Source organism: Pseudomonas sp. GL_103, from assembly GCF_057835175.1.
Genome location: NZ_CM174420.1, coordinates 1,022,829 through 1,034,298, shown reverse-complemented (window position 1 = coordinate 1,034,298; position 11,470 = coordinate 1,022,829). Strand labels below are relative to the sequence as shown.

The following is an 11,470-nucleotide window of genomic DNA, read 5'->3' as shown; positions in this document are numbered from 1 at the left end:
ACCGGTCGATGACAATTAGCGCTAGTATTGTTGAATCAACCGATACAACAATCGATTTTTTTTGGCCTGACTGTTCGATTTACATCACCATATGGAAAGCCACCGGTGAGCGGTGTCTGCTGGCCTTTCTTCCACCTTTGAACGGGATGATTTATGCGATTTCCTTCGATGACAGCCCTTCGTGCGCTGGATGCGGTTGCCCGCACAGGCAGCGTGTCGATCGCGGCCCGTGAACTGAACCTGACCCGCAGCGCCATCAGCCACCAGATCAGCAAGCTCGAGGAATGCGTCGGCTTCGCCCTCACCGAGCGGATTGGCCGGGGCATTGGCCTGACGTACCAAGGCGAGCGCTATGCACGGGAAGTGCACGGGATTCTGTTGAATCTGCTCGATGCCGGGCAGTTGATCGACGATCAGGAAATCTCCGGCCGGCTATGCGTCAGCTGCGCGCCGGGGTTTGCCACCTATTGGTTGTGCCACCACATCGGTGCGTTTTTGCGGCAGTACCCGCAAGTGCAGTTGCAGCTGATTTCCCCGCGCACGCCGGACGACACCAACAACCCCAACGTCGACCTGTTCATCGCCTACGGGATTGGCGACTGGCCGGAAATGAATGTTGAAGAGATTGTGGCTTTGCGCTTCTTCCCGGTGTGCAGCCCACGCCTGATCAACGCCCTGGGCGGACTGAAAAACCCGCAGGAGCTCGACACTTACCCCTTGCTGCACATGACCGACTACTCGGACTGGCGCATCTGGCTGACCGCAGCCGGCGCTTCGGGGGTCAATGCGTTGAGCGGCATCCTGTTCTCCGATGCCCACTGCGCACAGTCCGCCTGCATTGCCGGCCAGGGCATCGCCATCGGCGACAACCTGATCAGCGGCGATGCGTTATCCAAGGGTTTGCTGGTGCGCCCGTTCGACATCAGCATCGATCTTCACCGTGGTTATTACCTGGCCACCGACCCGCAAAAGGCGGACCGCGCGGTGGTCCAGGCCTTCAGCAACTGGGTCAAGACGCAGCTGCAATCTTCCCGCCAGACCTGGCAAGACACCCTGTAAAACACACCCCCCATCCCACAGGGAAGTGCTCTGGTCCGGGGTTTGTATCGCCACTGGAAAACACAGCCCATTTGTTCAATAAAACTAACCAATGCGGGCAAAATAATTCCATTGATGTAGCGATACTTTTAACAATAATGAGCCCAAAGCCCATTTCGGATTCACATCCGTCCTCGTACGTCATATGGGCAATAAAAAGAGGAACCTCATTGTGTCCAGCCGTTCAGCGATCCAGCTCAGCGCTCAAGGTATCAGCCAGTATTACGGCCGTTTCGCGGCGCTGGATAACGTCGACCTCGACGTTCGCCAAGGCGAGTTTCTGACCCTGCTGGGTCCGTCCGGCTCGGGCAAGACCACCTTGCTGATGATACTGGCCGGTTTCCTCAGCCCGACCTCGGGCAAGCTGATGGAGCAAGGCGTCGACATCATCCGGCGCTCCGCCGAGAAGCGGAACTACGGCATGGTGTTCCAGGGTTATGCGCTGTTCCCGCACATGAGCGTGGCCGACAACGTGGCCTATCCGCTGCGCATCCGCAAAGTCCCGGCCGAAGAACGCAATCGCCGGGTCAAGCACATCCTTGAAGTGGTCGGCCTCGGTGCGCACATGCACAAGAGGCCCGCCGAGATGTCCGGCGGCCAGCAGCAGCGCGTGGCGATTGCCCGGGCGCTGGTGTTCGAGCCGGAACTGCTGCTGCTCGACGAGCCGCTGTCGGCGCTGGACAAGAACCTGCGCGAACAACTGCAAACCGAGTTGCAACGCATCCACCGTCAGGTCGGCACCAGTTTCGTGTTCGTCACCCACGATCAGAACGAAGCGTTGGCATTGTCCTCGCGCATCGCGATCTTCAACCACGGCAAGCTGACCCAGATAGACACTCCGGAGAACATCTACAACCGCCCCGAGAGCCGTTTCGTCGCCGAGTTCCTGGGCAAGATGAACCTGTTCCCGCTGGACAACCTGACCCGCAACGGCCAGACCGCCAGCGGCCGTTGCGGCACCAGCGTATTGCACGCCCTGGCTCCGAACGCACTGAGCGCGGCACCGATCGTGCTGGCCGTGCGCCCGGAACACATGGAACTGCACAGCGAGTGCCCGACCACGGAGGGCTACAACGTGATGCCCGCGCAACTTACCGACAAGGTCTACCAAGGCTCCAGCACCCACCTGGCGCTCAAGGTCGGCGGCGATACGCTGCCGATCAACTTGTCCGTGCCCGGCAATCACCCGGGCGCACTGATGCCCAGCGGCGCGCCGGTGTGGCTGAGCTGGCCGGTGCAGCAAAGCTTCCTGCTGCAGGCCTGACCCCAAAAAACTGCGACACAAAGCTCTCTTCCAATGACAACAAAAAGGCCAGTGTGCGCTGCCACACCCGCCGCTTGAGGACTTGTCCATGCGCCAGGATCACCAACAAGACTGCATCGAAGTGCTTATCGAAAAGACCCGTGACGGTCAGATCAACCGTCGCACCTTCATCCAGGCCATGGGCCTGCTGGCGGCGGTGCCATTGGCGTTGCGCAGCGGCATCAGCTGGTCGGCGGACAAGCCACTGGTGGTGGTCAACTGGGGCGGCGATGCCCTGAACGCGTTCCGTTCGGCGTGGACCGACACCTTCACCAAAAACACCGGTATCCAGGTGCGCATCGACGGCGCCGGCCCGACCGAAGGCGCGATCCGCTCGCAACTGGCCAGCGGTCAACCGAGCTGGGACGTGGTCGACGTCGAGAGCTACAGCGCCCTCGTGCTGGGCCGGGAAAAGATCCTGCAACCGCTGGACTACAACACCATCAAGCGCGATCAGGTGGCCCCGGCGCTGTCCTCCGATTTCGGTATCGCCAGCTACCAGTTCAGCTACGTCATGGCCTGGGACAGCGAAAAGTTCGGCGACAACGGGCCCAAGACCTGGGCCGACTTCTGGGACGTGAAGAAATTCCCCGGCAAACGCACGCTGTACAAGTGGATGAACGGCATGCTCGAAGCGGCACTGCTCGCCGACGGCGTTCCGCCTGATCAGCTCTACCCGCTGGACGTGCCACGGGCGATGAAGAAGATCGACGAGATCAAGCCTCACGTCCTGTCGTTCTGGAGCTCGGGGGCCGAGAGCCAGCAACTGATGGTCGAAGGCGAAGTGTCGGTGGGTGCGATCTGGCACACACGCGCCAAGCTGCTCAGCGAAGACACCGACAACCGCGTGCGCTGGAGCTTCGACAACGGTTTCATCAACTCCAGCAGTTGGGCGGTATTGAACGGCAACCCGGGTGGTACGCAACCGACCATGCAGTTCATCCAGCAGGCGTTGCAACCCGAAGGCCAGCTCAAGCTGTTCGAACTGCTGGGCAACGGGCCTTCCAACAGCGCCACGCAAAAGCTGATGTCGGCCAAGCAACTGGAAGCCAACTGCGCCTCCGAAGAAAACCTGAAAAAGCAGATCGCCCTCAACGCCCAGTGGTACGCCGATAACTACTCCAAAGCCCTGGAAGAGTATCTGACGCGGTTGTCCAAGTGAGCCTGTGACCATGACTACCACCCTGGCCTCAACCCTGACCCACCCCAAGCCCCGGTTCAGTTCGCCGGGCCTGGAGCGCGGCCTGCTGCTGTTTCCGCTGCCGGTGTTGCTGCTGGTCTTCTACGTGCTGCCGTTTCTCGGCGTGGTCGGCTGGAGCTTCTCGCTGCCGACACCGGGCATCGAGCAGTACCAGCGCATCGCCACGGACCCGGCGATCCACGAAATGCTCTGGCGCACCTTGCGCCTGTGCCTGACCGTCAGTGGCCTGGCCCTGATGATCGGTTATCTGCTGGCGTACTGCTGGGTGTTCAGCCCGCCGTTCTGGCAGCGGGTGGTGGAGATCTGCATCTTCATCCCGTTCTGGATTTCCGTGCTGGTGCGGGCCTTCGGCTGGCTGATCGCCCTGCGCAGCAACGGCGTGCTCAACAACGGGCTGATGGGCATGGGGCTGATCGATCAGCCGCTGCAACTGAGCCGCAATGAAATCGGCGTGGTCATCGGCATGCTCCACGTGATGATTCCTTATGCGGTATTCCCGCTGCTGTCGACCATGCGTCAACTGGACCAGCGTGTGCTCATGGCCTCCCGGGGCCTGGGTGCCGGTGCCTTGCGCACCTTCTGGCAAGTGCTGCTGCCGCAGACCCTGCCGGGCATTCTGGGTGCGTTCATCATGGTCTTCGTGTTCTGCCTGGGCTTCTTCATCACCCCGGTGCTGTTGGGTGGCGGGCAAACAGTAATGATCGCCGAATATGTGTTCCTGCAAATGTTCCAGACCAGCAACTGGGGCCTGGGGGCTGCGCTCAGCGTGGTGTTGCTGGCCCTGGTCAGCGCGCTGATCTGGGTGCTGTTGAAAATGACCCGCGTGAACCGACTGGCAGGCTGAGATCACTATGAATACCCATCGCACAAGCCTGAGTACCCGGCTGCTGGCCGTGGTCGCCATGGCCTTCATGCTGTTCCCGCTGCTGACGGTCATTCCGGTGTCGTTCACCAGCAAACGCTTCCTGTCGATGCCCGAAGGCAACTGGTCGCTGCGCCACTACGAGGCCCTGGTGAGCAACCCGGACTGGTTCCACGCCATCAGCCAGAGCCTGACCATCGCGTTTGCCACCAGCATTATCGCCACGTTGCTGGCAGCGAGTTTCAGCCTCGGCATCTGGTACATGCGCTCCAAATGGGCCACGGCGCTGATGGGCCTGGTGCTGTTGCCGATGGCGATTCCGCCGGTGATTTCCGCGCTGGTGCTGTACTTCATGGAGACCAAGCTCGGCCGCTTCGCACCGGGCATGGGCTACGACACCCTGACCGGCGTGGTGATTGCCCACGTGATCATGGTGGTGCCGTACGGCGTGGTGACCATGCTGGTTGCCCTCAGCCAGATTGACCGGCGCATTGAACTGGCCTCGCGCAACCTCGGCGCCAGCCTGATGCAGACCACGTTCATGGTGATTTTGCCAAACCTGAAACTGGGCCTGGCCTCCACCGCACTGCTGGGTTTCGCCTTGTCCTGGGAAGAGGTGGCGGTGACGTTGTTCATCACCAGCGTCAACGTCGACACCCTGCCCAAACGCATCTGGAGCGGCCTGCGCGATAACGTCGACCCGAGCGTCGCGGCGATTTCGGTGTTGCTGATCAGCCTGACCCTGCTGGTGCTGATCGGCCGGCTGGTGGTTCAGCATCTGGCGGATAAGCGGGCGCAGAAACTCCTGCTTCCTTGATTGAATACGCGCCCCTGTAGGAGCTGCCGCAGGCTGCGATCTTTTGATATTAAAAAATCAAGATCAAAAGATCGCAGCCTGCGGCAGCTCCTACAGGGGCTTCGTCTATTGGGTCGTGACAACGCCGCCCCGGTCCAATAGATTAGGCGACCTGAAAAAGCCCCCGGGCTTTCTCGCCCCAATTCAAGCTAAAAAAGTAGTGAAATTTCAATGTCCGATTCCAATACCGCTGAAACCGTAGTCACCTTGTCGTCCAAAGCGGAATACGAAAACTCCATCAATCTTTCACAACACGTGTCCCAGGCCAAGACCATCAGCGAGATGGTGCTGGACGCTTTCCAGTCCACCCGCGAAAGCGACCAGATCCGCGAACTGCGTGCCGCGATCCGTCAGGCCCACGACAGCTTCGACGACGATAAAGCCTACGAACTGATGGGCCAGCTCAAGCAACTCAAGGACGCCGAGGCCGCCGACATCGCCGCCCTCGAAGACCTGAGCAGCAAATTCCCGATCAGCCGCATCCTGTCCAGCTTCAAGGACGATCCGGCGTTCCAGGAAATCGTCTACGGCCTGGCCCTGAAGGTGCTGAACCAGACCCACCAGGCCATCAGCAACCCGAGTGGCGGCAAGAGCAAAGCCGCCAAGGCCAAGAAAGAAGTCGAAGTGTTCACCATCAGCAAGGACGGCATGAGCGTCACCTTGCCGTTGCGCACCCCGCGCTCGCGCCTGAACGTCGACCGTGAAGCCCTGGAGTTCCTCGGTTTCACTTTCGTTGGCGAAGGCGAGGAAGCGGAACTGGAAAGCGAGACGTTCCTGGACAACAGCGGCGCCGAGCAAGCGGTCAACCGCAAGAACATCATCACCGCCCTGCAGCAGCAGACCGCGTTCGACGGTTATTCCATCGTCGCACAGTAAAGCCCCCTCGCCACAAGGTCTTCAGCGACTGACTAAAAAGCCCCGCCATCAGTGCGGGGCTTTTTATTGCCCGTGATTCGGGCAAAACCACGATTACTCTTCCAGTATCGACGCAGAACACCACTTCCCTTCACCCATGAGCACCACGGGTCCGCCTGCGGGGAGCGTCAACTCACTTTCCAGCCCAGACCTCAGTGGTGCAACTGCCGAGGTCATCATGAACACGCCCCCCTTGTATCGCCAGTTGGCCAACCACTACCTGGACGCTATCCGCAGCGGCACCCTGAAAACCGGAGAACGCCTGCCCTCGATCCGGTTGATGATGGAAAAACACGCCGTCAGCCTGTCGACCGCCGTGCAGGTGTGCCGGGAACTGGAAGACTGCGGTGTGCTGGAAGCCCGGCCGCGCTCCGGCAACTACATTCGCCAGCCCGACACCCTGCCCAGGCCCGCCCCGATTGCCCTGGCGCCAGCGCTGGATACCCGCGCGTATGTCGGCATTCATGAACAGGTCTGCGCGGTGCTCAAGGCCAGCCAGCGCGCGACGATCAAGGTCAACTTCGCCAGCGCCTACTGCGCGCCGGAGCTTTACCCACTGAAGACCTTGCAAGACAACATGATCAAGGCGCTGCGCTACGACGCCCGCCTGTTCGGCACCGCGGGCGGCGCCTGCGGCAACAGCGCATTGCGCAACATCCTGGCCCGACGGGCACTGGCCAGCAAGACCCACCTGGCCCCCGAGCGGATCGTGATCACCAACGGCGCCACCGAAGCAATCAACCTGGCCTTGCGCGCGGTCACCCGCCCCGGCGACACCGTGGCCGTGGAGTCGCCGACGTTCTACGGTCTGCTGCAAATTCTCGAAAGCCTGAACCTGCGCGTGCTGGAAGTCCCGGCCTCGGCCCACACCGGGCTCAATCTGCAGGCCCTGCAACGGCTGCTGCAAGGCCCCGAACGGATCAAGGCGTTGATTGTCATTCCCAACCTGCAAAACCCGCTGGGCAGCATCATGCCCGACGCCAACAAGGCACGGCTGGTGAAACTGTGCGCCGAGCACAACAGCGTGCTGATCGAGGACGACACCTACGGCGACCTGGTGGACACCGAGCAGCCGCTGTCCACGCTCAAACATTGGGATAGCACCGACAACGTGATCTATTGCGCCTCGCTGAACAAAACCCTGGCACCGGGCATGCGCCTGGGCTGGATCAGCGCCGGCAAATGGCACGACCGCGTGGAGATGCTCAAACATGCGCAGTCGCGGGGGTGCGAGGCGTTATCGCAATTGGCGGCCAGCGAATTCATGCGTACACCATCCTACGAGCGATACCTGCGGCGGTTGAGGAAAACCCTGACCCAACAACGTCAACAGATGAGCGAGGCGATTATTCGCTACTTCCCCCTCGGCACCCACGTGACCAATCCCCAGGGCGGCACGCTGTTATGGGTGGAACTACCTCGCCGGAATTCATCGATGGCGTTTTTTCACGACGCGTTGAAGGCCGGCATCCAGATTTCACCTGGGGATATCTTTTCCAATGCCAGGCGTTTCGATCACTTTGTGCGCATTGGCTGTGGCGCGCCGTATTCGCCGCGCATTGATGAGGCCGTGCAGACCTTGGGCCGCCTGCTCCAACATCAGGGTTAACCGCGATCCTGTGGGAGCGAGCTTGCTCGCGATAGCGGTGTATCAGACACGTCAGTTTTGAATGTACTGACGCTTTCGCGAGCAAGCCCGCTCCCACAGGTTTTGGGGGTGATTTTCAAAGCGGATTCTGGTGCAGGCAAATGATATGCGGGTCGTCATTCCAATGCGGGAAGCGCTCGGCGATCAGCGGGTCGTGGCCGGGGATAATGTGGTCTTCGCTGTCGGCCAGGCGGTCGATCTCGGTGAAGGCTTCGAGGGTTTGCGCCAGGTCATCGAGAATCGGAAACGGACTGCGCTCACGAATGTTGACCCACAAATGCGCGGCATCCGAGGCCAGCACAATCCATCCGCGTCCGGTATTCACCCGCACCACCTGGCTGCCCGGCGTATGCCCGCCCACCGGGTGCAGGGTCACGCCGGGAACGACCTCGACAACACCGTTGAGCAAACGCATCCGCCCTTCGAACAGCGGCGGCAGCGCCGACATCACGTCCTCGACCTCGTAGGTTTTGTTCACAGTGCGATGGGCCATTTTCGGCCCGGTGCAGAAACGCAGCTCCGCTTCCTGCAAATGCACGGTGGCCTTGGGGAACAGCCCGAGGTTGCCGGCATGATCCCAGTGCAAATGGGTCAGGATCAGGTGCTCGATCTGCGCCGGATCGATGTCCAGTTGCCGCAGGGATTCTTCCGGCAGGCGGTACATCTGGCGATTGCGCCGGTCCGCCGTAGCCGGTTGGAAACAGGTGTCGACCACGATCACCTGTTGCTCGTTACGGATGACCCAGAAGTAGTAGTCCAGCGGCATCGGCGCATTCGGATCACCGCAGCAGGCGTCGTAGAGAAAGTTCTCCCTGGCGGTGCGCTGGGCATTTGCGCCGACACGGATGGCGAACACTTCGTACACAGGAGCAGACATGGACACCTCCGGGTTCAGGCGACCGCCGTGGTTTTGAGGGTCGGACGGAAATCGAAATCGATCTGGTCGCTGATGCCCAGGTCCTGAGCCAGCTTATGCAGACCGCTGTAGTCGCGCATGATGGTCGCGTTCTTGTTGCTCTCGCGGGTGTCGGCAATGATCAGCGCCGCGTCCTCGACCCCGAGCTGCGTCAGAATCGCCTCCCACATCGAGTAGTCCTGAGCGATAAAAGCACTCAGCGCCACCGACAGGTTGCGTGCGAAAAATTCCCGCTGGATGGGCTGCATGTTCGCGTACATGACCTTGGACACTTCGGCCAGCACCTTGCTGTGGGCGTACTCGTCACGGTTGTGCAGCTCGGCCACCCGGCGGTTCTGCGGCTGGATGGTCTGGTCGTCCGCCAGCAAGTCCAGATAAGCGTTGACGCTGATCTCGGCCACCACCGCAAAAGTGATCGCCGCCAAATCCCGCTGCCATTGCTCGGGCAGCGCTTCACGCTGGGCTTTGAGGCGCAGGTAAGTGACGGAGGGTGGCAAGTCCAGGTCCTGATCCAGCGCCCGGTCCAACTTGGTCCGCTCGATGGCGCGCAGGTGCATCAGCGTGTGGTAGTGCTCGTCGATCAGGGTCTGTTGCATGGCCTCGCGAAAGTGCCAGTCATCCTTGCCCAGGTACTGATTGGCGATGACGCTCAGCGCCGGATTGACCACATGTTCCTCGGCGGTGACGGTGCGCAGGTTGTAGCCGATCCAGCCCCAGGTCACCACGCTGCTCTTGAGCTCGTCGCTCAAGGCCTGGAATTTCGGATGGTGGAAGAACGGCACCATGCACTCCGGGTAGTCCGGGCGCGCCGGGTCGAACACTTCTTCGACCTGGCCCCTGTCCGGCGAACACACCGTGGCGCGCTTGGTCCAGGCCTGGTTGAGCCGCACGATCAGTTGATGATCGACCTGGGCGATCTCGATTGCTGTCTGCATGACGCGATACCTGTAAGGCGCGTACCCGCCAAGGGGTACGCCAAAAGAATGAAGGGCGCCGGAAAAATCAGGCCAGCCAATAGCGGGTCAGGTTGCGCGCCGGGTCAGTGTAACGACTGCGGGCGTGGATCATTCGCCAGTTATCCCAAATCAGCAGGCATCCGTCGGGAATCAGCACCGGAACGTTGTGCTCGACGAAGTACGCTTCGCCGAGCACGGCAAACCTGGCCAGCGGCGAGGTGCTGTTGGTCACCAGTGATTGCTGCAACGCTTCTTTGGACGGGTTCACGTCGCCGTAGTGAAACTGGTTGTAGCTGAAGCGGAAAATATCCCCGTCCTCCGTAGGCGTGAGGATGTACTCCTTGACCCGCCGCTGTCCCGGCTCACCGGGTTTGGCGGTGGCGACAAATTCTACCGGCGTGTCATCCAGCCATTCACGCAGTTGCGGTTCGCTGTGTTCGAGGGACTTGAGAAATTCGTAACCGTCCACCAAACCGGTGTGCCCGCCACCGCACGTGGCCTGTTTATGGCAATGCAACGCCAGGTAGCGCGGCGGCGGCCCGTACACCGGCGCTTCAGTATGCGGGCCGATGCCGTTCATGCTCTGGGAATACGGCAAGTCTTCGTAACCCGGCTTGCGGGTAATGGGAAAGGCCATCTGGCCGTTGAATTGCGGAATGATCGGGCCGAATTCGCACAAGGTGCCTACGACATCATCGGCAAATTCATCGGGGGTCAGCACCGTCCAGCCCAACGTCGACAGTTCTTCGTGACGATGGCCGAGCGAAATGCAAGGTTGAGACGTAACAATCCCTTGGTCTGACATGGTGAGATTCCTGGCGGTGATCAGGCGTTTACGATTGAGGTGTAAGCGGCGATGAAGTCGCGGCAGGCGTCACCCGGTCGATAGTGCTGCTCGTCGATGCTCTGTACCGGGGTGATTTCGGCAGCGGTGCCGGTGAGAAAACACTCGTCGAAGTCGCCAAGCTCTGTAGGCAAAATCGTGCGTTCGACCACCTGGTAATCCAGCGCCTTGGCCAGTTCGATCACGGTCTGGCGGGTGATGCCGTTGAGGAAACAATCCGGCACCGGGGTGTGCAGCGTCCGGCCTTTGACGAAGAACACATTGGCGCTGGTGGCTTCGGCCACGTGGCCGCGCCAGTCGAGCATCAGCGCATCGTGGTAACCCGTGTTCTCGGCGTCGTGCTTGCTCAGCGTGGCGATCTGGTAATGCCCGGAGGCCTTGGCTTCGAACGGGCTGCTGCTCGGTGGCGGGCGACGCCAGGTCGCGGTTTTCAAGCGGATGCCGGCCATGCGTGCCGCCGGGTCGAAATAGCTCGGCCACTGCCAGCACGCGATAGCCACGTGCACACGGTTGAAACGCGCCGAGGTGGAAATCATCTCGCTGCCGCGCCAGGCCACCGGGCGCAGATAGCCGTCGACGACCTGGTTGCGTTGCAGCAATTCGTGGCTGGCCGCCTCCAGTTCAGCCAGTTCATAGGGGATGGCAAAGTCCATCAGTTGCGCCGAGCGATACAAGCGCTCGCTGTGTTCGCGCAGCTTGAAGATCCTGCCGTTGTAGACCCGCTCGCCTTCGTACACGGTGCTCGCGTAATGCAGGCCATGGGTCAGCACATGCAACTGCGCCCGGGACCACTCGACGAACTCGCCGTCGAGCCAGATAACGCCCTCGCGTTGATCAAACGGGATACTGCTCATATCCATATCTCCCCATT

Annotated in this window: 11 protein-coding genes; 7 read left to right on the top strand and 4 right to left on the bottom strand. The window is 60.9% G+C overall.

The window, feature by feature from the left end; translation table 11 throughout:
- Positions 1-153 precede the first annotated feature (153 nt).
- From AC3IP0_RS04650 to AC3IP0_RS04620, 7 genes are all read left to right on the top strand, one after another.
- Positions 154-1,059: a LysR substrate-binding domain-containing protein gene (locus AC3IP0_RS04650; RefSeq protein WP_489326736.1), complete on the top strand. Its 906-nt coding sequence runs from the start codon at positions 154-156 to the stop codon at positions 1,057-1,059.
- A gap of 211 nt (positions 1,060-1,270) precedes the next feature.
- Positions 1,271-2,362, top strand: a complete 1,092-nt coding sequence (locus tag AC3IP0_RS04645; protein WP_489318432.1) for an ABC transporter ATP-binding protein — start codon at positions 1,271-1,273, stop codon at positions 2,360-2,362.
- 88 nt (positions 2,363-2,450) lie between these two features.
- Positions 2,451-3,563: an ABC transporter substrate-binding protein gene (locus AC3IP0_RS04640; protein ID WP_489326735.1), complete on the top strand. Its 1,113-nt coding sequence runs from the start codon at positions 2,451-2,453 to the stop codon at positions 3,561-3,563.
- A gap of 10 nt (positions 3,564-3,573) precedes the next feature.
- The gene (locus AC3IP0_RS04635; RefSeq protein ID WP_489318430.1) at positions 3,574-4,446 is read left to right on the top strand and encodes an ABC transporter permease; all 873 of its coding nucleotides are present in this window, start codon (positions 3,574-3,576) and stop codon (positions 4,444-4,446) included.
- Between the two features lie 7 nt (positions 4,447-4,453).
- The gene (locus tag AC3IP0_RS04630; protein WP_489318429.1) at positions 4,454-5,281 is read left to right on the top strand and encodes an ABC transporter permease; all 828 of its coding nucleotides are present in this window, start codon (positions 4,454-4,456) and stop codon (positions 5,279-5,281) included.
- Between the two features lie 210 nt (positions 5,282-5,491).
- Positions 5,492-6,196, top strand: coding sequence for a hypothetical protein (locus AC3IP0_RS04625; RefSeq protein ID WP_489326733.1), 705 nt, complete (start codon positions 5,492-5,494; stop codon positions 6,194-6,196).
- A 217-nt stretch (positions 6,197-6,413) separates the two neighbouring features.
- Positions 6,414-7,844, top strand: coding sequence for an aminotransferase-like domain-containing protein (locus AC3IP0_RS04620; protein ID WP_489318427.1), 1,431 nt, complete (start codon positions 6,414-6,416; stop codon positions 7,842-7,844).
- A gap of 115 nt (positions 7,845-7,959) precedes the next feature.
- Here AC3IP0_RS04620 and AC3IP0_RS04615 read toward each other — a convergent pair whose 3' ends face one another.
- The 4 genes from AC3IP0_RS04615 to AC3IP0_RS04600 form a co-directional block, all read right to left on the bottom strand.
- Entirely contained in the window at positions 7,960-8,760 is an 801-nt protein-coding gene (locus tag AC3IP0_RS04615) for an N-acyl homoserine lactonase family protein (protein WP_489326732.1), read from the bottom strand.
- Between the two features lie 14 nt (positions 8,761-8,774).
- Positions 8,775-9,734: a diiron oxygenase gene (locus AC3IP0_RS04610; RefSeq protein ID WP_489318425.1), complete on the bottom strand. Its 960-nt coding sequence runs from the start codon at positions 9,732-9,734 to the stop codon at positions 8,775-8,777.
- A gap of 67 nt (positions 9,735-9,801) precedes the next feature.
- Complete coding sequence (locus AC3IP0_RS04605; protein ID WP_489318424.1) at positions 9,802-10,560, bottom strand: TauD/TfdA family dioxygenase; 759 nt, start codon at positions 10,558-10,560, stop codon at positions 9,802-9,804.
- 20 nt (positions 10,561-10,580) lie between these two features.
- Entirely contained in the window at positions 10,581-11,453 is an 873-nt protein-coding gene (locus AC3IP0_RS04600) for a branched-chain amino acid aminotransferase (RefSeq protein ID WP_489318423.1), read from the bottom strand.
- Positions 11,454-11,470: the final 17 nt, after the last annotated feature.